The organism is Blastococcus litoris, assembly GCF_003075095.1.
Classification (GTDB): Bacteria; Actinomycetota; Actinomycetes; order Mycobacteriales; family Geodermatophilaceae; genus Blastococcus_B; species Blastococcus_B litoris.
The window spans coordinates 115285-136860 of sequence record NZ_QCZF01000006.1 but is presented as its reverse complement, the minus strand read 5'-3'; the positions used below and the strand labels follow the sequence as shown (position 1 = coordinate 136860).

Below are 21576 nucleotides of genomic sequence, written 5' to 3'. Positions count from 1 at the left end.
GGCCGGAGGGCCGACAGACTGGGTGCGATGACCGACCGACGCGCCGCCCAGCACTGGCCCTCGATCCCTGTCGCCGACTGGGTGGACACCCGGGACACGTTCCAGCTGTACACGCAGGTGATCGGCAAGATCCGGATGGCGAACACGACGCTGGCCAACCACTGGTGGAACGTCCCGTTGTACGTGACCGCCCGCGGGCTGACCACCTCGCTGATGCCGCACCCCACGGGTCCGTCCTTCCAGATCGACCTCGACCTCGTCGCGCACCGGCTCGAGGTCGTCACCGTCGACGGCCGGACAGGAGTGCTGCCGCTGAGGCCCCGCCCGGTGGCGGACTTCCACGCCGAGGTGGTGCGGCTGCTCGACGAGCTCGACGTCGGGACGGAGATCTGGCCGGTGCCGGTCGAGATCCCCGGTGCGATCCCGTTCCCCGACGACCGGGAGCACGCCAGCTACGACGCCGACGCCGTGCATCGCTTCTGGCTGGCTCTGGTGCAGATGACCCGCGTCCTCACCACGTTCCGGGACGGGTTCGTGGGCAAGTCCAGCCCGGTGCACTTCTTCTGGGGTGCCATCGACCTCGCCACGACCCGGTTCTCCGGCCGCCCCGCGCCCGAGCACCCGGGTGGCGCCCCCAACTGCGGGCCGCACGTGATGCTCGAGGCCTACTCGCACGAGGTCAGCAGCTGCGGCTACTGGCCCGGCGGCCCGGGCGAGGAGGGCGTCTTCTACAGCTACGCCTACCCCGAGCCGGCCGGCTACCGGACGATCGGTGGACTCCCCGAGGGCGCGCGCTGGGACGACGAGCTGGGCGAGTTCGTGCTGCCCTACGAGCTGGTGCGCACCGCCCCGGACCCGGACGCGCTGCTGCTGGCGTTCCTCCAGCGCACGTACGAGGCGGCGGCCGACCTCGGCGACTGGGACCGGACCGCGCTGGAGCGCGACGCGCGGGACCCATCGGCGCGCTGATCGGCCCTAGGGTCTCCGCGCATGAGCGTGATGGCGCAGGCCCGCGCCGAGCGGGAGGACCTGCTGGAGCTGCTCGAGCGGCTGCCCGACGAGCAGTGGCGGACGCCGTCCCTGTGCCCCGGGTGGACCGTCCGCGACGTCGTCGCCCACGTGCTGAGCTACGACGGTCTGGGTCCGCGTGAGCTGGCGACCCGGTTCGCCCGCGGCCGGTTCCTGGTCGACCGCACGAACGCCGTCGGTCTGGCCGACGACGGCGGACGCTCGCCCGCCGAGCTCGTGGAGCTGCTCCGGCAGCACCTCACGCCCCAGGGTCTGACCGCCGGGATGGGCGGGGCGATCGCCCTGACCGACGGCCTCATCCACCAGCAGGACATCCGCCGCCCGCTCGGGGAGCCGAGGACCATCCCGGCGGACCACCTCGTGCCGGCGTTCCGGACGGCGCTGTTCGGCCCGGTGCTGCGCGGCGTGCTCCGGGCGCGCGACGTCCGGCTCGTGGCCACCGACATCGACTGGTCGTTCGGGCGGGGGCCCGAGGTGCGCGCGCCGGCGGAGGCGCTGCTCCTGGCCGTCGCGGGGCGGGCCGCGGTGGCCGGTGAACTGACCGGCCCCGGAGCCGGCCGCCTCGCCGGGCGCCTGGGCTGACGGGGGCGCGCGATGGACCGGATCGGCGGTGTCTACCGGTGGGCGCTGGCGGCGTTCGTCCTGCTGGGCGCGGTGCAGATCTTCCTGGCCGGCCTGGGGGTCTTCTCCTCCCGCGGCGACCCCGGCTTCGAGCCGCACCGGTTCTTCAGCCTCGTGATCGCCGGGGCGGCCGTCGTCCTGTTCGTGCTGGCGATCGTCGCCCGGGCCGGGGTCCGGCACATCGCGGCGACCGCGGTCGTGCTGGTGCTGGCCGGTCTGGTGCAGCACCTGCTCGCGGACCTGGGGTTCGACGAGGCCTGGCTCGGCGGGCTGCACGCGCTCAGCGGGCTGGCGATCGTCGGCGTCCCCGCCTGGCTGCTGTGGACCTCGAGGAGACCGCCGGTCAGTCCTCGGTGAGCGCGGTGGCCGGCAGCCAGTCGGCGTCGAGGAGCTCGGCGATCTCCTGCAGGGACGAGGTGTCGGCGCCGGCCGCGGAGCCGCTGACCGCGAGCCGCTCCACCATCACCCGGGCGACCTGCTCCTCGACGGTGTCCTCGGCGAAGGCGATCCGCCACGGCGACACCTTCCCGTCGCGGTGCGTGCGGCCGGTCACCTGGCGGGCCTGGATGCCGGAGAACCGCGGCTGGTGGAACAGCCCGACGCGCGGGGTGCCCGACGCCGGGCGCCCGTCCGGGAGGGTCTCCCCGGCGTGCAGCGAGATGGACGCGGTCACGGTGAACACGCACACCATCGCCTCGCCCCGCTGGAACCGCAGCCGCTCCGCCTCCACGTCGAACCGGTCGCGTCCGTAGATCCCTGCCACCGGGATCCCTGCGTCCAGCAGCGCGTCGCGGATCGGGTCGGCCGCGGTCTCGACGAACTCGACCGACACCGCGACCTGCCGCTCGGCCTCGACCTGGGCGCGGATCCAGTCGACGGTGGCCTGCACGCGGATGAGCCCGGCCTTCTGGCGGAAGCGCAGCAGCGCCGCTCGGCCGCGCGCGCTCTGCCGGGCGCGCCGGGCCAGCTGCATCTCGGCGCGGAACTCCGACCACTCGGACTCGTAGGCGGCGCGCTCGGCGGGCGTGAGCGCGACGGGCGTGCCGGTGACCGACACCGGGCCCCAGGGTGCGGGCCGGTGCAGCGTCGCCGGCGGGTCGACGTCGGCCAGCCAGGACTGGAGCCGCGCGAGGTCGGTGCGGCGCTCGTCGGCGTCCTCGGTCCACTGCCAGCCGTAGCGGCCACGTTCCACGTGGAACCCGTGCGCCTCGAGCCGCTTCGGCAGGTCGGCCCACTCCCGGACGCCCTCGCCGTGCCGTGCGGCGAACTCCGGCGCGAGGTAGGGCAGCTCGAGCGGGGTGTGCGCGGGGGTGGCCGTCGTGGCGAGCACGTAGGGCGCGTCCTTCACCCGGCCGGCACCGGAGACGGCCTTCCAGTGCTTCCACCGCTGCGTCGTCGTGTGCCGCACCATGTGCGCCTCGTCGGCGACGACGACGTCGAACCGGAGCTTCGAGACCTTGGCCAGGCGGTCCCACGTGGTCACGCACCAGCGGATGCCGCCGTCGCCGAAGCCGGCGATGGACCGGGTCCAGTGCGGGATGGTGATGGCCGCGGGGCGGTCGGCGACGACCAGCACGGTGGACACCTCCCGCTGCTCGGCGATCGCCTTGACCGCGAGGATCGCCGTCCCGGTCTTGCCGACGCCGGGGTCGTCGCCGAGCAGGAACACCCGGCCGCCGGCCGCGGCGTGCGCGGCGACCACGTCGGCGCCGTCGCACTGCTGCTCGCGCGGGGTCATCGGCCGGGCCAGCGGGATCGGCCGCGGCTTCTCGTTCAGCTCGTCCTCGAGGAAGCGCTCGAACGTGTACGGCGGCGGGTCGTAGGACGCCAGCTCCGGGGGCAGCTCGCGGCCGACCCAGACGTGCGCCTGGAGGTCGCGGTGCCAGACGGCCCCGGGCGCGGGGGCGCGGAAGGGCACGGCCAGCACCCACACCCGCTCACCCGGCCCGGCGACCGGCTTCTCGGGCGCGGGCTTCGTCGAGCGCACCGGCGTGGTGGTGCGCGTCGTCGCGGTCCTGCGGGCGGTCGTGCTGGAACGCCGTCGTCGTCCGGGCATGGTTCTCCCCCTCGTCCCGGGGCACGGTAGGCGGGCCCACCGACACCGACGTGGTGGAATCGCCGGGTGAGCGAGGATCCCGACGGCGACGAGCGCCTCGCGACGCGCACCGTCGGGGAGTCCGGGCCGCACGTCGTCTTCGTGCACGGGCTGTTCGGCCAGGGCAAGAACTGGACGACGATCGCGAAGGGCCTCGCCGACGGGCACCGCGTGACCCTGGTCGACCTGCCCAACCACGGGCACTCGCCGTGGACCGACCGGGTCGACTACCAGGACATGGCCGCGCTGCTGGCCGCCGAGCTCGAGGGCCTGGGGGAGCCGGTCACGCTCGTCGGGCACTCGATGGGCGGAAAGGTGGCGATGACCCTCGCCCTGCGCCGGCCCGAGCTGCTGCGCGCGCTGGTCGTCGTCGACATCGCCCCGGTCGAGTACCCGCTGCAGGGCGGCCGGACCGACGACCCGGACGAGGAGGCGTCGCCGTTCGCGGCCTTCATCGAGGCGATGAAGGCGATGGACCTCGGGTCGCTGGCCTCGCGCGCCGACGCCGACGCCGCGCTGCTGACGGCGGTCCCCAGCCGGATGGTGCGCAGCTTCCTGCTGCAGAGCCTCGTGCGGGAGGGGGCGGGCGGCGACGGGTGGCGCTGGCGGCTGAACCTCGACCTGCTCGGCCGCGACCTCGGCGAGCTGCGCGGCTTCCCCGAGCCGCCGGACGGCGCGAGCTTCGACGGGCCGGTGCTGTGGATCGCCGGTGCGAACTCCACCTACGTGCTCGACGAGGACCGCCCGCACATGGACGCGCTGTTCCCGGCCACCCGGCTGGTGCGGATCAAGAACGCCGGGCACTGGGTCCACTCCGAGCAGCCGGAGATCTTCCTGGAGACGCTGCGGCGGTTCCTGGAGCGGGTGGAGCAGTGACGGTCGCCCGCTCGCTCGTGCTCTTCGGCCTGGCCGCGCTGGCGGAGATCGGCGGCGCGTGGCTGGTCTGGCAGGGCGTGCGGGAGCACCGCGGGTGGGTGTGGATCGGGGCCGGGGTGATCGCGCTGGGCCTCTACGGCTTCGCGGCGACGCTGCAGCCCGATGCGCACTTCGGTCGCATCCTCGCCGCGTACGGCGGGGTCTTCGTCGCCGGTTCGCTGCTCTGGGGCATGGCGGTCGACGGCTTCCGGCCGGATCGCTACGACGTCGTGGGTGCCCTGATCTGCCTCGTCGGCGTCGGCGTGATCATGTACGCCCCGCGCCCGGCCTGAGGTGGCGAGCCGCGAGTGGCGGCGGGCGGGTCCGGGTCGCGCCGCCGCCGGGGTGAGCGTCAAGATCAGCGCATGACCTCCCCGCGCGCCGGACAGCCCGCCCAGCCCAGCGACCTGGTCGACGTCCCCGCTCTCGTCAGCGCCTACTACACGGTGGAGCCGGATCCGGCCGAGCCCGCGCAGCAGGTCGTCTTCGGGACCTCGGGGCACCGCGGCTCGAGCCTGGACGCCGCCTTCAACGAGGCGCACATCCTGGCCACCACGCAGGCGATCTGCGAGTACCGCGCGGAACAGGGGTTCGACGGGCCGCTGTTCATCGGGCGGGACACCCACGCGTTGTCCGAGCCCGCGTGGACCTCTGCGCTGGAGGTCCTGGCCGCCAACGACGTGACCGTCCTGGTCGACGCCGGCGAGCGGTACACGCCCACGCCGGCCGTCAGCCACGCGATCCTCACCGCCAATCGAGGGAGGACCACGGGCCTGGCCGACGGCATCGTCGTCACCCCGTCGCACAACCCGCCCCGCGACGGCGGGTTCAAGTACAACCCGCCGCACGGCGGCCCGGCCGACACCGACGCGACCAGCTGGATCGCCGGCCGCGCCAACGACCTGCTGCGGGCCGGACTCAGCGGCGTCCGCCGCGTACCGGTGGACCAGGCCCGCGCCGCCACGCAGCCCTACGACTTCCTGGGCACCTACGTCGACGACCTGCCGAACGTGGTCGACCTCGACGCCATCCGGGACGCCGGAGTGCGCATCGGCGCCGACCCGCTCGGCGGGGCGAGCGTCGACTACTGGGCGGCGATCGCCGAACGGCACCGCCTCGACCTGACGGTCGTGAACCCGCTGGTCGACCCCACGTGGCGGTTCATGACGCTCGACTGGGACGGCAAGATCCGGATGGACTGCTCCTCGCCCTCGGCCATGGCTTCCCTGGTGGGCAAGCGCGACCGGTTCCAGATCGCCACCGGCAACGACGCCGACGCCGACCGGCACGGCATCGTCACCCCCGACGGCGGGCTGATGAACCCCAACCACTTCCTCGCCGTGGCGATCGCCTACCTGCTCAGCCACCGCCCGGGCTGGTCCGCGACCGCGGCCGTCGGCAAGACGCTGGTGTCCAGCTCGCTCATCGACCGGGTGGTCGGCGACCTCGGCCGCCCGCTCGTCGAGGTGCCGGTCGGCTTCAAGTGGTTCGTCCCCGGGCTGCTCGACGGCTCGGTGGTCTTCGGGGGCGAGGAGTCGGCCGGCGCCTCCTTCCTGCGCCGGGACGGCGGTGTCTGGACGACGGACAAGGACGGCATCCTGCTCGCGCTCCTCGCGAGCGAGATCCAGGCCGTGACCGGGCGCTCCCCCTCCAAGCTGCACAAGCAGCTGACCGACCACTTCGGCGAGTCCGCGTACGCCCGCATCGACGCGCCGGCCGACCGCGCGCAGAAGGCGGCCCTGGGCAAGCTGTCGCCCGACGACGTCGAGGCCACCGAGCTGGCCGGCGAGCCCATCACGGCCAAGCTGACCCGCGCACCCGGCAACGACGCCGCGATCGGCGGCCTCAAGGTGACGACGGAGAACGCGTGGTTCGCGGCCCGGCCGTCCGGCACGGAGGACGTCTACAAGATCTACGCCGAGTCCTTCCGCGGCCCCGAGCACCTCGCGCAGGTGCAGGAAGAGGCCCGGGCCGTGGTCTCCGCGGCGCTGGGTGCCTGAGGTGGCCGTGCCGACCCCGGACCTGGTGGAGCTCCTCCAGGAGCTGGTTCGGTGGCCGACCGTCTCGGGCAACCCCGCTCCGCAACGGCAGGTCATGGGGATGCTCGCGGAGGTCCTGCGGGAGCGGGCGCCGCACCTGCAGGCGGTCCGGGGCGAGGACCCCGACCAGCCGTGGACGCTGCTGCGCACACCGGCCGATCCGTCGCGGCCGCTGCTGCTGCTCGCCTGCCACGTGGACACGGTGCCGGTCCCCGATGCCACCGAGTGGGCCCGCGACCCGTTCGACGCCGACCTCGACGGCGGGCGGGTGTGGGGCCGGGGCGGCAGCGACATGAAGGCCGGCGTGGTCGCCGCTGCCGCCGCCCTGGCCGGCGTCGATCCGGAGACGCCGGTCGCGCTGCTGCTGACCAGCGACGAGGAGATCGGCTCCAAGGGCGCTGCCGCGGCCGCCGGGGCGCTGGCCGGTGAGCGCATCGGGGCGGTGATCGTGCCGGAGGCCACCGGCAACGAGGTCGTCCTGGGCCACAAGGGCGCCCTGTGGGTCGCCGTGCGGACCGCCGGGCGGGCGGCCCACGGCAGCACGCCCGAGCGGGGGCACAACGCCGTCCTGGACCTCGTCGCCGTCCTCGCGCGGGCCTGCGCGGAGCTGCCGCTGCGCAGCGACGACTTCCTCGGGACGGAGACCTGGAACACCGGCGTGATCAGCGGTGGCACCGTGCCGAACGTCGTCCCCGACCGCGCGGAGGCGGTGGTCGACATGCGCACCGTGGGCGCGGGCGCCGACCTGCTCGGGTGGTGGCAGGAGCAGCCGGAGGTCGTCGAGGTCGACGTGCGCGTCGACCTGCCGCCGGTCAGGACGTCCGCCGACGACCCGTGGGTGGCGGCCCTCCCCGCGCCGGTGCGCCCGGTCCCGGCCACCTACTTCACCGACGCCTCCGTGCTGGGCGAGGTCACCGGCGGCGCACCGATCGTCGTCTGGGGGCCGGGGACCCCGGCGGTCATGCACGCCCGTGACGAGTACGTCGAGGTCGCCGAGCTGGAGCAGGCGGCCGCCGCCTTCGGCGAGGTCGCGGCCGCCTGGGGCCGAGGCTCCTGACCCGGACGCACGGGAGGCCCGCTCCCAGCCGGGGGAACGGGCCTCCGCCGCGGAACGGGATCGGTCAGACCGAGAGGCGGAACCGCTCGACGAGACCGCTGAGCTCCTCGGCCGTGCCGGTCAGCTCGTCCGCGGCGGCGCGCAGCTCGCCGACGGAGCCGCTGGTCGACCGCGCGGCGGCCGTGATCCCCTCGATCCGGTCGGTCATGCCGCCGGCGCCGGCGGCCACCTCGCCGACGCCGCGGTTCATCTCGGCGGTGGTCGCCGTCTGCTCCTCGACGGCCGAGGCGATCGTGGTCTGGTAGTCGTCGATCTGCCCGATGATCGCGGTGATCTCCTCGATGGCCGTGGCGGCGCCGGCCGAATCGGCCTGGATCGCGGCCACGCGGCGGGCGATCTCGTCGGTCGCCGTCGCGGTCTCCTGGGCGAGCTCCTTGACCTCGTTGGCGACGACGGCGAAGCCCTTGCCCGCCTCGCCGGCCCGGGCCGCCTCGATGGTGGCGTTCAGGGCGAGGAGGTTGGTCTGCTCGGCGATCGAGGTGATCACCTTGACCACCTCCCCGATGCGCGCCGACGACTCCCCCAGCTCGCGCACCGTGTCGTTCGTGGTCGCTGCGACCGTGACCGCCTGGGCGGCGACCCGGGCGGCCTCGGTCGCGTTGCCGGAGATCTCGCGGATCGAGGCCCCCATCTGCTCTCCGCCGGCCGCGACGGCCTGCACGGACGTGGCGACCCGGCCGGCGGCGGCCGACACCTCGGAGGCCGACGACGCGGCGGTGTCGGCGTCGCCGGCCACCCGGTCCGCCAGGCTCAGCAGCTCCGCCGAGGAGGCGGCCAGGCCGGTCGCCGCGTCGCGGGTGGCGCCCAGCACACCGGAGAGGTCGTCGAGGCTGCTGTTGAGCGCGGCGGACAGCCGGCCCACCTCGTCGCCGGAGCGCACCGTCAGCCGCCCGGTGAGATCCCCCCGGGCGACCTGCTGCAGGACGCCGGCGGCGGTGCGCAGCGGTCGGGTGATGCCGCCGGCGAAGCGGGCCGCGACCAGGCCGACCACCAGGGCGGCCGCGCCTGCCACCGCGAGGATGGATCCGAGGAGGGCGCCGGCCGGGGCCGTCGCCTCGTCGGCGTCCTCGCGCATCAGGACCCCCCAGCCGTAGCCGGCGAAGCCGAGCGCCCCCTCGGACGCCGCGTACCCGTGCACCTGGTCGGTGCCGTCGGCGTAGTCGGCCCGGCCCGAGCCGGAACGTCCGTCGACCAGTGCCTCTGCGGCGGGGAGGCCGGCGGCGGCCAGGTCGAGCCCGTCGGTCCCGTCCGCGCCGGGGCCGGCGAGGACGACGCCGTCCGAGCGCAGCACCTGGCCGTCGACGGAGCCCATCCCCCGGTCGCGCAGCTTGGCCACCTGCTCGTCGAGGATCTGCCCCACCACGCGATCCCAGGAGGTGAAGTTCGCCCACACCCGGACCGGCGTGCCGTAGGCGTCGAGCACCGGCGCGGCGTAGGGCAGGGACAGCACCTCGCGGCCGGTCGCCGTCGTCACCAGGGGTTCGACGACCGCCTCGCTGTAGTGCGTCTCGCCCGCCGACAGGCCCATCGCCGCCTGGAACCAGGCGGCCGAGGCCACGTTCGTCCCGACGAGCGACGACGAGTCGACCGGCTGCCCGTCGCCGGTGACGGTGTTGGTCGCGACCACAGTGCCGTCGGCGTCGGCGATCAGCAGGACGTCGTAGATGCCGTAGTTCTTGCTGTAGAAGTCGGCTGCCGCCCGCACGGTGGCCGCGTCGCCCTGAGCGGCGGGGTTGAACGCGAAGGCCTGGACGTCGCCGTAGCGCTCGAACAGGTTGCGGTCGATCTTGTCGATGGTGGAGACGGCCTCGCTGCGGAGCAGGTCGCCCTGCGCGGAGAGCCAGTCGCCGCTGCTCTTGCCGTAGGCCACCGCCCCGAGCAGGCCCAGGGGTGCGATCACCAGGAGCAGGACGAACACGATGAGCTTGGTGCGCAGTGAGGTGCTGCGTGCGGCCATGGGGGCGCCTTCGGGACGACGGGATCGGTGCCTCCCCCATCGGCCGCCGGTCGCCTTGTCTCCACGCGGGCGTGACAGGTGTGACCGCAGGACACGCAGTGTTCTCACGCAGGCCCCACGTGCCCCCAGCGGGTGAGCCGTTCTCCTGGCGCCGCCGGATGTCGTCCCGGCCACGGCAGACTGGCGGCGTGGACGGACAGGCCAGCGCGCAGGACTGGGAGGCGTACCCGCCGGGGCAGGCGCCGCCGCCCGGGTACGGGCAGCCCGCCTACGGACCGCCCCCGGGGCACGGCCCCTCCACACCCCAGCCGTACGCCCCGCAGCCGTACGCCCCGCAGCCGTACGCCCCGCAGCCGTACGCCCCGCACGGCTGGCCCCAGCCCGGGTACGGCCCGTACGGCCCGGGCTACCCGCCGGCCCTCGCCGTGCCCCTCCCGTGGCCGCACGGGCCGGGCCGTCCGGGCATCGCCACCGCGGCCGCGGTCCTCGGGTTCGTCACGGCCGGGCTGACCGCCCTCGTGATGGTGGCGGTGCTGCTCGCCGTCGTCGAGGGGACGACCGACCCCGCCACGCTGCTCATGCTGCTGGGCGTCCCGTGCGCGATCACGCTCGTCGCGGGCGCTGCCGCCCTGCTGGACCGGCGGAGCGAGGAGATCCTGTTCCGCGGCGCCCTGGCATCCGTCGCCGTCCTCGTGGTCGTCCTGCTGGTCGGCATGGCCACGCTCTCCGGCCCGGACCGCGCCGGCATGGGGATGGTGGTCGTCGTGGCGCTGCCGCTGCCGATCCTGACGGCGGTCTTCGCGGCGCGTCCCGTGGTGCGGGCCTGGGTCGACGCGGGCTGACCCGTCAGGAGCCGGCGCGCTGCTCCCGGCGCCGGAGGGCCTTGTCGGCGTACATCGCGTCGTCCGCCTCGCGGATGACCTGCTCGTAGACGTCGCCGGGCTGCTCCCCACCGGCCACCGACCCGATGCCGATGCTCAACCCGACCGAGACCGTCGTCCCGCTGAGCACCAGCGGCTCGGTCACCGATCCGCGCAACCGGTCGGCGAGCACCTCCGCGTCGGCCGGCTGCGTGTTCTCGCAGACGATGCTGAACTCGTCCCCGCCCAGGCGGGCCGCGGTGTCGCTGGCCCGCAGCACCGACCGCAGGCGCTCGGCGAAGGTCACCAGCACCAGGTCGCCCATGGGGTGGCCCAGCTCGTCGTTGATGGCCTTGAAGCCGTCGAGGTCGGTGATCAGCACGCAGGTGGGGGTGTTCTCCCGGCGGCCGCGCTCCAGCGCGTGCCACAGCCTGTCCTGGAACAGCAGCCGGTTGGGCAGCCCGGTGAGCGGGTCGTGCAGCGAGCGGTGCACCAGCTGCGCCTCGAGCTCCTTCCGCTCGGTGATGTCCTCCACGATCATCACCAGGTGCGCGGCCAGGCCGTCGCTGCCCTCGGCCACCCACGAGGCGGTGACCTGGACCGGCACGTCGGAGCCGTCGGCCCGCCGCAACCGGGTCTCGTGGCGCATCGGGCGGACGGGGTCGGCGATCCACGACGCGTGCGCCTCGTTCGCGGCCACCACGTGGTCGGGGTGCACCTGGTCGAGCACCGAGCGGCCGTGCAGCTCCTCCTCGCCGCGGCCGAGCATGGCGCAGAGGGCCGGGTTGGCGTCGACGAGGACACCCGCCGGGGTGGTGAGCGCGATGCCCATCGGCGCATTGGAGAAGGCGCTGCGCCGGTCGCCGGGGGGCAGCGCGTCGACCACCTCGACCACGTGCCACCTCCCTTCTCCTGCCCACATCTTGCGTGACCGGTACCCCGTTGGATGCAGCAGGCGTCACGGATCCGTTCCGGGTCACCCGGCCGGGTGTCCGCGGGAAGGTGCAGGATGCGGGGGACCACCGACAGTCCGAGGAGCTCCCGTGTTCGAGTTCGACCTGGTGCTGCCCACGGCGGTCGACGTCCGCGAGGTCGGCATGCGCGACGGTCTGCAGCTGGAGGCCCCCCTCCCGCTCGACGCGAAGCTCGCCATGCTGGAGGCGCTGGTCGCGACCGGCGTCCGCCGCATCGAGGTGACGTCGTTCGTCTCCCCCCGGGCGGTGCCCGCCCTGGCCGACGCCGACCAGGTGGCCGCGGAGCTCTCCCGGTGGGGCGACGTGCACTGGTCGGCGCTGGTCGCCAACCCCCGTGGCGCCGTCCGCGCCGTCGACACCGGGATCGCCGACCTGGAGTACGTGGTGTCGGCGTCCGACGGGCACAGCCGCGCCAACGCCGGCCGACCGACCGCCGAGGCGGTCGCCGCCGTCGCCGAGATCGCCGGCCTGGCGCACGGCGCGGGTGGATCCCTCGAGGTGGTCATCGCCACCGCCTGGGACTGCCCCTTCGACGGCCGCACCCCGATCACGCGCACCGTCGACGTCGCCCGCGCCGCCGTCACCGCGGGCGCGGACCAGCTCTGCCTGGGCGACACGATCGGCACGACCACGCCGCTCCGGGTGGTCCAGCTGCTCGACGCCGTCCGCCGCGCGTGCCCCGGCGTCCCGGTCGGCGTGCACTTCCACGACACCCGGGGGACGGGCCAGGCGAACGCGCTCGCGGCGATCCAGGCCGGGGTGACCCAGCTCGACTCCTCCGTCGGCGGCTTGGGCGGCTGCCCGTTCGCGCCCGGCGCCAGCGGCAACATCGCCACCGAGGAGCTGGTCTACATGCTCGAGGAGTCGGGCGTGCGCACCGGGCTCGACCTCGACGCCGTCCTCGCCGCCGCGAAGGTCACGGAGGAGGCCGTCGGCCACGAGCTGCCGAGCTCGCTCTACCGCGCCGGCGGCCGCTCGGTCCCCCGCCCGGCGCCGGTGGCCGGGTGACGGGGGTGCCGGAGGGCACGCCCCGCATCGTCGACCCGGCGGTCATGCGCGACGTCCTCGGCCACTTCGCGTCCGGGGTCACGGTCGTCACCGCCGACACCGCGGACGGGCCGATCGGCTTCACCTGCCAGTCGTTCAGCTCCCTGTCGCTGGACCCGCCGCTCATCGCGTTCGCCCCGGCACGCACCTCGCGCACCTGGCCGCGACTGCGCGACATCGGCCGCTTCTGCGTGAACGTGCTGGCCGAGGGGCAGGACGCCGTCTCGCAGAACTTCGCCCGGTCGGGGGCGGACAAGTTCGCGGGGGTCGCCTGGACGCCGAGCCCGCACGGGTCACCGGTGCTCGACGACGTCGTCGCCTGGATCGACGGGGAGCTGGAGGCCGAGCACGAGGGCGGCGACCACACGATCGTCGTGGCGCGCGTCCTCGACCTCGGCGCCCATCCCGACCGGCGTCCCCTGCTGTTCCACCGCGGGTCCTACGGGCTGCTGCGCGAGGGCTGAGCCCGCTCCCGGTCCCCGGTCAGCCGAAGCGGACGGCGATCAGCGCCACGTCGTCGCGGTGGTCGAGGGCCCCGCTGACCGCCGCGTCGCAGAGCTCTCGGGGACCTGCGCCGGCCGGCGCCGCGGCGATCCGGCCGCACAGCTCGCTGATGCCCTCGTCCATGTCCGCACCGGGCCGCTCGATCAGCCCGTCGGTGTAGGCCAGCAGCGTCGAGCCGGGCGGGACCTCGAGGGAGACGGTCGTGCGCTGGGTCGTGGCGTCGACGCCCACGAGCATCCCGGTCACCTCCGCCAGCACCCGCACCGAGCCGTCGGGGGTGCGCAGCAGCATCGGCGGGTGCCCGGCGTTGGCCACGTGCAGCCGCCACGGCCGGCCGGGCGCATCGGGCCGCAGCGCGCGGGCGTAGACCATGGTCGCCATGGGCGCCACGCGCAGGCCCTGGACCAGCCGGTCCACCCGGCCCAGCACGACCTCGGGGTCGGCGTCCTCGGCCTCCCAGATGCTGGCCCGCAGCACACCGCGGAGGTGGCCCATCGCGGCGGCGGCCGCCACGTCGTGCCCGACCACGTCGCCCACCACGATGGCGACCGACTCGTCGGGCAGGGCCAGCAGGTCGTAGAAGTCACCGCCGACGTCCGCCGCCTGGGACGCGCTGACGTAGTGCGCGGCCGACTCGATGCCGGGGATCTCCCCCAGCACCGGCAGCAGCGAGCGCTGGAGCGTGTCGGCGACGGCGTGCTCGCGCTGGTAGAGCCGCACGTTGTCGATGGCCAGCGCCGCGCGACCGCCGAGGTCCGCCGCCAGGTCGACGTCGTCCTGGGAGAAGGGCAGGTTGCCCGGCGCGCGGACGAGCGCGATCGCCCCGAGGGTGCGGCGTCGGGCGATCATCGGGACGGTCAGCACCTGCTGCCCGCCCAGCTGCTGGAAGGCCTCCAGCGCGCCGGGATGGGTGAACACCCGCCGGAGCGTGCCGTCGTCGAGCTGGTCGAGCAGCACGGGGCGGGCGGTGGCCATGCTGCGCAGGCTGGGCGACCCCGAGCCGAGGTGCATCACGTGCAGCGACGCGAACTCGTCGAGCTCCTCCCCCCGCCCGTCGCGGTGCCGGGCGGCCCACCGGCTCATCTGCCCGTGGTCGTCGAGGAGGGTGACGAACACCCAGTCGGCGAGGGCGGGGGCGCACAGGCCGGCGAGCAGGTCCAGCAGCTCGTCCATGTCGAGGGTCGCGATGAGCGCGCTCGTCGCCTCGGCCATCAGCGCCAGCCGCCCCTGCGCCCGCTCCGCGGCCTCCTGGGCCTGCTCGGCGTCGCCGCGCGCCTGCTCGGCGACCGCGCGGGCCAGCTCCGCCTCCTGGCGTGCGGTCTGCTCGGCCGCGAACGCGGCCTCCCGCTCGCGCTCCACGCGGACGCGCTCGGTGACGTCGGTCTGCACGCCGACGAAGCTGACCAGCTCGCCGTCGCCGTCGAACACCGGGCTGACCGACAGCTGGTTCCAGAACGCGGTCCCGTCCTTGCGGTAGTTGAGCAGCGTCGTGGTCACGGTCCGCTGCGCCGCCAGGCCCTCCCGGATCTCCGCCACGGCGGCCCGGTCGGTGGCCGGGCCCTGGAGGAAGCGGCAGTTGCGGCCGATGGCCTCCTCCGCCTCGTACCCGGTGACCCGGGTGAACGACGGGTTCACCCAGACCAGCGGGTTGTCCGCCTGGCGGGGGTCGGTGATCGTGAAGGTGATGTCGGTGGCGATGACCGCCCGCTCGCGCAGCGCCTGCAGATAGCCCTCGGGGTCCTCGACCTTGTCCGGCGGGTCCAGGTGGAGGAACACGACGAGGGAGAGCTGCTCCTCGCTGCCGATCTGCGACAGCGGGAAACCGGTCACCCAGAGCAGCTGGTCGTCGCGCCCGCCGTCGTCCGCGGCGTCCGCCCGGCCCGGCTCCGTGCTGGTCCCGGGGGCCAGGCGCACCGCCTCGCCGGTCACCGGCCGGCCCTGCGCGACCGTCGACAGCGGGCCGCTGGAGCTCGCCAGCGGTTCTCCGGAGACATCGGTCAGCCCGGCCGAGGCGCCCCAGGTGTCCACGTCCACCGGCAGGTGCACGTTGCCGGCGAGCTCGACGGCGGCCGTGTTGGCGTAGACGACGGAGCTGCTCAGCCGGTCGATGACCAGGACGGCGACCGGCACGTCGGCGAGCACCCCGGGCAGGGAGGCCTCACCGGTGTGGCCGTCCCGGCCGGCGACCGCGGCGCTCGCGGCGGTGACGATGCCCGCCTGCTGGCCCAGGCCGGCGTCGGAGGCGGGGGTCGACCCGGGACGGTCGCGCTCGGAGGGCACACAGCCATTTAACCGTGTGCCACCGATCGTTTCACGCCGCCGACCCCCTCTGACCAGGACGTACACCGGACGGGTGTGGCCGGGGAACGCACGGGGAACGCCCCAACCCAGCCGTTCGTCACCGGGGGTGGGCACCGCGCCCCGCGGTTCCGCCGAGAGGAAGCGCCATGGGACTGCTCGACCGGCTCTTCGGCCGTCGTCCGCACCAGGAGCAGCACCCCCGGCCGCAGGGACGGCGGGAGCAGCTGCCCGACGACCAGGCCATCGCGCGCTACCGGTACCTGCTGCGCACCGCTCCCCCGGAGCAGATCGAGCAGGCGCACGCCGAGGCCTTCGCGCAGCTGACCACCGACCAGCGGCAGCAGGTGCTCGCGCAGCTCGCCGCGGCGGTGCCGGTCGGCGAGCGGCCGCGGACCGACGATCCCGGGACTCTCGCCCGGGTCGCCACCAGGGCCGAGATGCGCCGGCCGGGGACGCGGGAACGCGCGCTGGGCGGCTACGGCCCGGGCTACGGCGAGCAGCCGTACGGCCGCGGCGGGTACGGCTACGGCGGCGGCATGGGCATGGGCGGCATGATCGGCGGCAGCCTGCTCGGCACGATCGGCGGCCTGGTGATCGGCACCGCGGTGGCCGACGCGCTCTTCGACACCGGCATCGGTGACGGCGGCCTCTTCGGCGGCGGCGACGAGGAGGCCTACGCCCAGGGGTACGAGGACGGCGCCGGCGGTTACGGCGCCGACAACGGCGGGGACTACGGCGACGTCGGGGGCGGGGACTTCGGCGGTGGCGACTTCGGCGGCGGGGACTTCTGAGCCCGGTTCCGGCGCAGCAGGAGCAGCCCCAGCACCGGCAGCACCAGCGGCACGAAGTAGTAGCCGCGCCCGTACGCCGACCAGACCGTCTCGTCGGGGAACGCGGCGCGGTCCGCGAGGGAGAGCGTCCCCACGACGAGGACGCCGACCAGCTCCACGGTGATCGCGGCCAGCGCCAGGCGCCGTCCCCGCGGCCCGCGGGCCAGGCCGACGGTGGCGACGACGTAGACGACAGCGGCGAACGCCGACAGCAGGTAGGCGACCGGCGCCTCGGAGAACCGGGTGGCCAGCTGCACCCCCGCTCGGGCGCCCGCGGCGAGCGCGAAGGTGCCGTACACGGCCACGAGCACCCGGCCGGGACCGGACGTGCCCTCCTCCGCGGGCGCTCCCAGCGCCCTCTCCTCACGCACCGGTGGCCTCCCAGAGCTGCAGCAGCCGCCAGACCATGACGCCGACGACGGCGCCGGCCACGGCGAGGACGGTGCCGGCCCACCGCGTGCGCTCGGTCCGCGCCCACAGCACCCCGGCGACCGGCACCAGGACGACGCCGAGCAGGTAGCCCAGGAAGGTCGCGGTCTCCTCCGGCCGCTCACCGCCGAGCAGGGCCGCCGCCGCGATGACCGCCTGCACCAGCAGCAGCGCCTCCAGGACCCCGGCGGCCGCCAGGTGCACCAGGCCGATGCGCCGGTGGGCCAGCGTGGAGAGCAGTCCGAGCAGGGTCATCGCCGCCGCCACCACGGTGATCGTGCCGACCAGGAACGGCGTCACCGGCGGAGGTCCGGGGCGGAGGGGCCGGTCAGCACCGGCCCATCCTCTCGCGGTCGCCCGCCCCGGCCGCAGCGAGGTCCCCTCAGCGGTGGACGGTGGACATGTCCGGGTAGCGGTCTCCCTGCGCCGCACCGACCGGGGCGGCCTGGTCGATCCGGGCGAGCTCGTCCGCGGTCAGCTCGATGTCGGCGGCCGCCGCGTTCTCCTCGAGGTAGGCCACGCGCTTCGTGCCGGGGATCGGGACCACGTCCGGACTGCCCGGGCGGTCGCTCTGCGCCATCACCCACGCCAGCGCCAGCTGGCTCGCGGTGACGCCCTTCTCGTCCGCGATCTCGCGCACCCGGTCGACGAGCCGCAGGTTCTGCTCGAAAGCCTCGCCCTGGAAGCGCGGGTTGTGCCGGCGGAAGTCGTCGGAGGCCAGGTCGTCGACGCTGCGGATCTCCCCCGACAGGAAGCCCCGGCCGATCGGTGAGTAGGACACGAACCCGATCCCCAGCTCGGCGCAGGTCGCGAGCACGCCGTTCTCCTCGGGGTCGCGCGTCCACAGCGAGTACTCCGTCTGCACCGCCGTGACCGGCTGCACCGCGTGCGCCCGGCGGATCGTCTCCGGGCTGGCCTCGGAGATTCCGGCGTGCCGGATCTTCCCGGCGGCCACGAGCTCGGCGAGGGCACCCCACGTGTCCTCCACGGGCACGGTCGTGTCCACGCGGTGCTGGTAGTAGAGGTCGATGACGTCGACGCCGAGCCGCTGCAGCGAGGCGTCGCAGGCCGTCCTGACGTAGTCGGGCCGGCCGTTGACGCCGCGGTAGGAGCCGTCCTCGCCCCGCTCGTTGCCGAACTTGGTCGCCAGCACCACCTCGTCGCGGCGGCCGGCGATCGCCTGGCCGACGAGCCGCTCGTTGGTGAACGGGCCGTACATGTCCGCGGTGTCGAGGAAGGTGACGCCGAGGTCCAGCGCGCGGTGGATGGTCCGCTCCGCCTCCGCCTGGTCCGCCGTCCCGTAGAACTCGCTCATCCCCATGCAGCCGAGCCCCTCTGCCGGGACGGTCAGCTCGCCGAGTCTCCGTGTGCGCATGGCCTGCTCCTGCCCGGTCCGCGACTCGGGCAACCGGACCCAGGCCTACCGGGCAGTAACCCCGGCGCCCCGCCCTCGTTGAGACAGCGCACACATCGCCGTGGACCCGCGAGGAGTGCCCATGAACCGGTCGTTGCGTCGAGCTCTCGCCGTGGGAGGTCTGTCCGCCCTGACGGCGGCGGTCCTCGCCACACCCGCCCAGGCGGCGCCCGGACCGCTGGCTCCCGTGCAGGACTTCCTCGCCGAGCAGCTCGACGGGCTGACCGGCGCGGCGCAGGCGACCGTGCTGGTGCACGGCACCGACATCGACGCGGCACGGGCCGCCGTGGCGTCGGCCGGGCTCCGGACGGTCACCGAGTTCGAGCGGATCGGCGTCGTGGTGGCGTCGGGCACCGCGGAGCAGATCGAGGCGACCCGCGGCGAGCCCGGCGTCACCTACCTCGAGGGCAACACCCCGATCGAGTTCAGCCAGGAGACCTCCAACGCCGCCACGCGCGGGGCCGAGGCGGTGCAGACGCTGACCGGCGCGAACGGCCAGGCGCTGGACGGCAGCGGGGTCTCGGTGGCGGTCATCGACTCCGGTGTCGACCCCACGCACCCGTACTTCCGGAACGACGACGGCAGCAGCGCCGTCGTCGCCAACCTCAAGAGCGTGTGCCTCGTCGAGTCCGACACGGGCACCGACTGCGTGCTCCGCGTGCCGGGCGTGCTCGACACCGACACCATCTCCGGCGGCGGGCACGGCACGCACGTGAGCGGCATCGTCGCCGGCCGGCCGACCACCCTCGCCGACGGCGGTCAGCTGCAGGGTGCCGCGCCCGGCGCCAGCATCGTCTCCATCTCGACCGGCGCCGTCCTGCTGATCGTCGGCGCGGACTCCGCGCTCAACTGGGTGCTGGAGAACCACGAGGCGCCCTGCGGTGCGGGCGTCCCCGCCGCCACCTGCCCGCCGATCAAGGTCACCAACAACTCCTACGGACCGAGCGGCGGTGGCGAGTTCGACCCGAACTCCGCGACGGTGAAGCTGCAGCGGGCCCTCGTCGAGGACGGGGTCGTCACCGTCTGGGCGGCCGGCAACGACGGCGGCGACGGCTCCGCGTCGCTGACGAACCCGCCCGGCCAGGACCCGACCGGCGGCATCCTCTCGGTGGCGTCGTACTACGACCAGGACACCGGCACGCGCGACGGCGTCGTCAGCGAGTTCTCTTCGCGCGGCGCGGCGACCGACCCCTCCACCTGGCCCGACCTCTCGGCGCCGGGCGAGAACATCACGTCCTCCTGCCGGCTCTACCTGCCGATCTGCTCGACCGGTCTCGACCCGCGCAACGGTCCCGGCCTCCTCGACGTCGGCACGTTCAACACCATCAGCGGGACGTCGATGGCGGCGCCGCACATCGCCGGCATCGTGGCCCAGCTCTTCCAGGCCGACCCGACGGCCACCCCGGCCGAGGTCGAGGCGGCGCTGAAGGGCACCACCCACCGGTTCACGGACGGCGCGGCCTACCAGTCCGTCGACGGCTACCCGACCTCGTACGACAAGGGCACCGGCCTCGTCGACGTGGTCGCGGCGGTGGCCCGGCTGACCGAGTAGCCGTTCCACGTGGAACACCGGCCCGGGGCGGCGTGAACTGCGCCACCCCGGGCCGGTTCCGACTCGCCAAGGCCGCGACGCCCGAGTTGGATAGGTCTGCATGTGCGGCCTCTGCGGCGAGATCACCTTCGACGGGTCCCTGGCCGACACGACCGCGGTCGCCCGCATGGTCGAGTCCCTCGTCCCCCGGGGACCGGACGGCCAGGGTTCGTGGAGCAACGGGCGGGTGGCCTTCGGTCACCGCCGGCTGTCGGTCATCGACCTGTCCACCTGCGGCTCGCAGCCCATGGTGGACAACGACCTCGGGCTGACCGCCGTCTTCAACGGCTGCATCTACGACTACCAGGAGCTGCGCGCCGAGCTCGAGGGCCACGGCTACCGGTTCTTCTCGCACAGCGACACCGAGGTGATCCTCAAGGGCTACCACCACTGGGGCACCGACGTCGTCTCGCACCTGCACGGGATGTTCGCCTTCGTGATCCACGAGCGGGACACCGGCCGCGTCGTGATGGCCCGCGACCGGCTGGGCATCAAGCCGCTCTACCTGGCCGAGACGCCGGGGAAGCGGCTCCGCTTCGCCTCGACGCTGCCTGCGCTGCTGAAGGGCGGTGACGTCGACACCTCGATCGACCCCGTGGCGCTGCACCACTACCTGACGTGGCACGCCGTGGTCCCGGCGCCGCGGACCATCCTCAGCGGCGTCCGCAAGCTCCCCCCGGCCACGGTGCGGGTGATCGAGGCCGACGGCACCAGCACCGAGCACCGGTACTGGAACGCCACCTACGAGCGCCGCCCCGAGCACGCGGGCTGGTCGGCGCGCGACTGGGAGGACGCCGTCGAGGAGGCGCTCCGGGTCGCCGTGCGCCGGCGCCTGGTCGCCGACATCCCGGTCGGCGTGCTGCTGTCCGGCGGGCTGGACTCCAGCCTCATCGTCGGCCTGCTGGCGCAGGAGGGGCAGACCGGCCTGGCCACCTACTCGATCGGCTTCGAGTCGGTCGGCGGGCGCGAGGGTGACGAGTTCGCGTACTCCGACGTCATCGCCGAGCACTTCGCCACCGACCACCACCGCATCCGGGTGACCTCCGACGAGCTGTCCGCCGCGCTCGGGCACGCCATCGGGGCGATGGCCGAGCCCATGGTCAGCCACGACGTCGTCGCCTTCGACCTGCTCAGCGAGCGGGTCAGCGAGACCATCCGCGTCGTCCAGTCGGGGCAGGGCGCGGACGAGGTCTTCGCCGGCTACCACTGGTACCCGCCGCTGGCCGGAGCGGGCCGGGACGAGGCCGTGGAGAGGTACGCGAAGGCCTTCTTCGACCGCGACCACGAGCGGATGCGCTCGGTCGTCTCCGACCGCTACCTGCTCGACCAGGACCCGAGCCTCGCCTTCGTGCGCGAGCACATGTCCCGTGCCGGCGCCGAGACCGCCGTGGACGCCGCCCTGCGCCTCGACAGCGAGATCATGCTGGTCGACGACCCGGTGAAGCGGGTCGACAACATGTCCATGGCCTGGGGGCTGGAGGCCCGCGTGCCGTTCCTCGACCACGACCTGGTCGAGCTCGCGGCGCTGTGCCCGCCGGAGCTGAAGCTGGCCGACGGCGGCAAGGGGATCCTCAAGGCGATCGGCCGGCGGATCATCCCGCCGGAGGTCATCGACCGGCCCAAGGGCTACTTCCCCGTGCCGGCGATCACCCACCTGCAGGGCAAGGTGCTCGACCAGGTGCGCGACGCCCTCGCCTCCGACGCGGCCCGTGACCGCGGGCTCTTCCGGCCGGAGTACGTCGACGCGCTGCTCGCCGACCCCAACGGCGAGCTCACGCCGCTGCGGGGCAACAAGCTCTGGCAGCTCGGCCTGCTCGAGCTCTGGCTGCAGGCCCACGCGGTCTGAGGAGGGC

20 protein-coding genes are annotated in these 21576 nt (G+C 74.4%); 13 read left to right on the top strand and 7 right to left on the bottom strand.

Annotation, left to right across the window (positions count from 1 at the left end; genetic code table 11):
- The first annotated feature begins 27 nt into the window (after positions 1-27).
- From DCS98_RS14245 to DCS98_RS14235, 3 genes are read left to right on the top strand one after another with little or no spacing between them, the layout of a single operon-like run.
- Complete coding sequence (locus DCS98_RS14245; RefSeq protein WP_116452036.1) at positions 28-969, top strand: DUF5996 family protein; 942 nt, start codon at positions 28-30, stop codon at positions 967-969.
- A 21-nt stretch (positions 970-990) separates the two neighbouring features.
- Positions 991-1611 (top strand): maleylpyruvate isomerase family mycothiol-dependent enzyme, encoded by a 621-nt coding sequence (locus tag DCS98_RS14240; RefSeq protein ID WP_116452035.1) that lies wholly within the window; start codon positions 991-993, stop codon positions 1609-1611.
- A 12-nt stretch (positions 1612-1623) separates the two neighbouring features.
- Complete coding sequence (locus tag DCS98_RS14235) at positions 1624-2007, top strand: DUF6220 domain-containing protein (protein WP_116452034.1); 384 nt, start codon at positions 1624-1626, stop codon at positions 2005-2007.
- On the opposite strand, the gene DCS98_RS14230 is transcribed toward DCS98_RS14235, so the two are convergent.
- Positions 1994-3706, bottom strand: a complete 1713-nt coding sequence (locus tag DCS98_RS14230; protein WP_116452033.1) for a DEAD/DEAH box helicase — start codon at positions 3704-3706, stop codon at positions 1994-1996. The two genes, DCS98_RS14235 and DCS98_RS14230, sit on opposite strands and share 14 nt — an antisense overlap.
- Before the next feature lie 66 nt (positions 3707-3772).
- On the opposite strand from DCS98_RS14230, the gene DCS98_RS14225 reads away from it, so the two are divergent.
- The 4 genes from DCS98_RS14225 (at position 3773) to DCS98_RS14210 (ending at position 7756) form a co-directional block, all read left to right on the top strand.
- Entirely contained in the window at positions 3773-4621 is an 849-nt protein-coding gene (locus DCS98_RS14225) for an alpha/beta fold hydrolase (RefSeq protein WP_116452032.1), read from the top strand.
- Positions 4618-4953 carry a YnfA family protein gene (locus DCS98_RS14220; protein WP_116452031.1) on the top strand — a complete coding sequence of 112 codons (336 nt, stop codon included), beginning with the start codon at positions 4618-4620 and terminating at the stop codon, positions 4951-4953. The genes DCS98_RS14225 and DCS98_RS14220 overlap by 4 nt, the downstream gene beginning before the upstream one ends.
- Before the next feature lie 72 nt (positions 4954-5025).
- Positions 5026-6660: a phosphoglucomutase (alpha-D-glucose-1,6-bisphosphate-dependent) gene (gene pgm, locus DCS98_RS14215; RefSeq protein WP_116452030.1), complete on the top strand. Its 1635-nt coding sequence runs from the start codon at positions 5026-5028 to the stop codon at positions 6658-6660.
- Between the two features lie 7 nt (positions 6661-6667).
- Complete coding sequence (locus tag DCS98_RS14210; RefSeq protein ID WP_241038004.1) at positions 6668-7756, top strand: M20 family metallopeptidase; 1089 nt, start codon at positions 6668-6670, stop codon at positions 7754-7756.
- A 64-nt stretch (positions 7757-7820) separates the two neighbouring features.
- Here the strand turns inward: DCS98_RS14210 and DCS98_RS14205 are convergent, their stop codons facing one another.
- Positions 7821-9773: a methyl-accepting chemotaxis protein gene (locus DCS98_RS14205; protein ID WP_241038002.1), complete on the bottom strand. Its 1953-nt coding sequence runs from the start codon at positions 9771-9773 to the stop codon at positions 7821-7823.
- Between the two features lie 188 nt (positions 9774-9961).
- On the opposite strand from DCS98_RS14205, the gene DCS98_RS14200 reads away from it, so the two are divergent.
- Positions 9962-10615 (top strand): hypothetical protein, encoded by a 654-nt coding sequence (locus DCS98_RS14200; RefSeq protein WP_116452029.1) that lies wholly within the window; start codon positions 9962-9964, stop codon positions 10613-10615.
- A 4-nt stretch (positions 10616-10619) separates the two neighbouring features.
- On the opposite strand, the gene DCS98_RS14195 is transcribed toward DCS98_RS14200, so the two are convergent.
- A complete protein-coding gene (locus DCS98_RS14195; RefSeq protein ID WP_116452028.1) occupies positions 10620-11528 on the bottom strand; it encodes a GGDEF domain-containing protein in 909 nt (302 codons plus the stop codon).
- Between the two features lie 148 nt (positions 11529-11676).
- On the opposite strand from DCS98_RS14195, the gene DCS98_RS14190 reads away from it, so the two are divergent.
- Complete coding sequence (locus tag DCS98_RS14190; RefSeq protein WP_116452027.1) at positions 11677-12615, top strand: hydroxymethylglutaryl-CoA lyase; 939 nt, start codon at positions 11677-11679, stop codon at positions 12613-12615.
- Positions 12612-13118, top strand: coding sequence for a flavin reductase family protein (locus DCS98_RS14185; protein ID WP_241038000.1), 507 nt, complete (start codon positions 12612-12614; stop codon positions 13116-13118). The genes DCS98_RS14190 and DCS98_RS14185 overlap by 4 nt, the downstream gene beginning before the upstream one ends.
- A gap of 19 nt (positions 13119-13137) precedes the next feature.
- On the opposite strand, the gene DCS98_RS14180 is transcribed toward DCS98_RS14185, so the two are convergent.
- The gene (locus tag DCS98_RS14180; RefSeq protein WP_116452026.1) at positions 13138-15438 is read right to left on the bottom strand and encodes a SpoIIE family protein phosphatase; all 2301 of its coding nucleotides are present in this window, start codon (positions 15436-15438) and stop codon (positions 13138-13140) included.
- Between the two features lie 167 nt (positions 15439-15605).
- Here DCS98_RS14180 and DCS98_RS14175 point away from each other — a divergent pair, with 167 nt between their 5' ends.
- Positions 15606-16250, top strand: a complete 645-nt coding sequence (locus tag DCS98_RS14175; protein ID WP_116452025.1) for a hypothetical protein — start codon at positions 15606-15608, stop codon at positions 16248-16250.
- Here DCS98_RS14175 and DCS98_RS14170 read toward each other — a convergent pair.
- The 3 genes from DCS98_RS14170 to DCS98_RS14160 all read right to left on the bottom strand — a co-directional run bounded on the left by DCS98_RS14170 (position 16190) and on the right by DCS98_RS14160 (position 18093).
- Positions 16190-16660, bottom strand: a complete 471-nt coding sequence (locus tag DCS98_RS14170) for a hypothetical protein (RefSeq protein WP_241037998.1) — start codon at positions 16658-16660, stop codon at positions 16190-16192. The two genes, DCS98_RS14175 and DCS98_RS14170, sit on opposite strands and share 61 nt — an antisense overlap.
- Positions 16653-17018 carry a hypothetical protein gene (locus tag DCS98_RS14165; RefSeq protein WP_116452024.1) on the bottom strand — a complete coding sequence of 122 codons (366 nt, stop codon included), beginning with the start codon at positions 17016-17018 and terminating at the stop codon, positions 16653-16655. Before DCS98_RS14165 ends, DCS98_RS14170 begins: the two co-directional genes overlap by 8 nt.
- Positions 17019-17100: 82 nt before the next feature.
- Positions 17101-18093 carry an aldo/keto reductase gene (locus tag DCS98_RS14160; protein WP_116452023.1) on the bottom strand — a complete coding sequence of 331 codons (993 nt, stop codon included), beginning with the start codon at positions 18091-18093 and terminating at the stop codon, positions 17101-17103.
- 121 nt (positions 18094-18214) lie between these two features.
- On the opposite strand from DCS98_RS14160, the gene DCS98_RS14155 reads away from it, so the two are divergent.
- Both DCS98_RS14155 and DCS98_RS14150 read left to right on the top strand, forming a co-directional pair.
- Complete coding sequence (locus tag DCS98_RS14155; protein ID WP_206340269.1) at positions 18215-19684, top strand: S8 family serine peptidase; 1470 nt, start codon at positions 18215-18217, stop codon at positions 19682-19684.
- A gap of 100 nt (positions 19685-19784) precedes the next feature.
- Positions 19785-21569, top strand: coding sequence for an N-acetylglutaminylglutamine amidotransferase (locus DCS98_RS14150; RefSeq protein WP_116452021.1), 1785 nt, complete (start codon positions 19785-19787; stop codon positions 21567-21569).
- Positions 21570-21576 lie beyond the last annotated feature (7 nt).

What these genes read in the sequence shown, in the direction of transcription:
- DCS98_RS14205 (WP_241038002.1), bottom strand. Translation starts at nt 9,773, where the DNA reads ATGGCCGCACGCAGCACCTCACTGCGCACCAAGCTCATCGTGTTCGTC.
- DCS98_RS14155 (WP_206340269.1), top strand. Translation starts at nt 18,215, where the DNA reads ATGAACCGGTCGTTGCGTCGAGCTCTCGCCGTGGGAGGTCTGTCCGCC.
- DCS98_RS14175 (WP_116452025.1), top strand. Translation starts at nt 15,606, where the DNA reads ATGGGACTGCTCGACCGGCTCTTCGGCCGTCGTCCGCACCAGGAGCAG.
- DCS98_RS14160 (WP_116452023.1), bottom strand. Translation starts at nt 18,093, where the DNA reads ATGCGCACACGGAGACTCGGCGAGCTGACCGTCCCGGCAGAGGGGCTC.
- DCS98_RS14230 (WP_116452033.1), bottom strand. Translation starts at nt 3,706, where the DNA reads ATGCCCGGACGACGACGGCGTTCCAGCACGACCGCCCGCAGGACCGCG.
- DCS98_RS14150 (WP_116452021.1), top strand. Translation starts at nt 19,785, where the DNA reads ATGTGCGGCCTCTGCGGCGAGATCACCTTCGACGGGTCCCTGGCCGAC.
- DCS98_RS14245 (WP_116452036.1), top strand. Translation starts at nt 28, where the DNA reads ATGACCGACCGACGCGCCGCCCAGCACTGGCCCTCGATCCCTGTCGCC.
- DCS98_RS14235 (WP_116452034.1), top strand. Translation starts at nt 1,624, where the DNA reads ATGGACCGGATCGGCGGTGTCTACCGGTGGGCGCTGGCGGCGTTCGTC.
- pgm (WP_116452030.1), top strand. Translation starts at nt 5,026, where the DNA reads ATGACCTCCCCGCGCGCCGGACAGCCCGCCCAGCCCAGCGACCTGGTC.
- DCS98_RS14240 (WP_116452035.1), top strand. Translation starts at nt 991, where the DNA reads ATGAGCGTGATGGCGCAGGCCCGCGCCGAGCGGGAGGACCTGCTGGAG.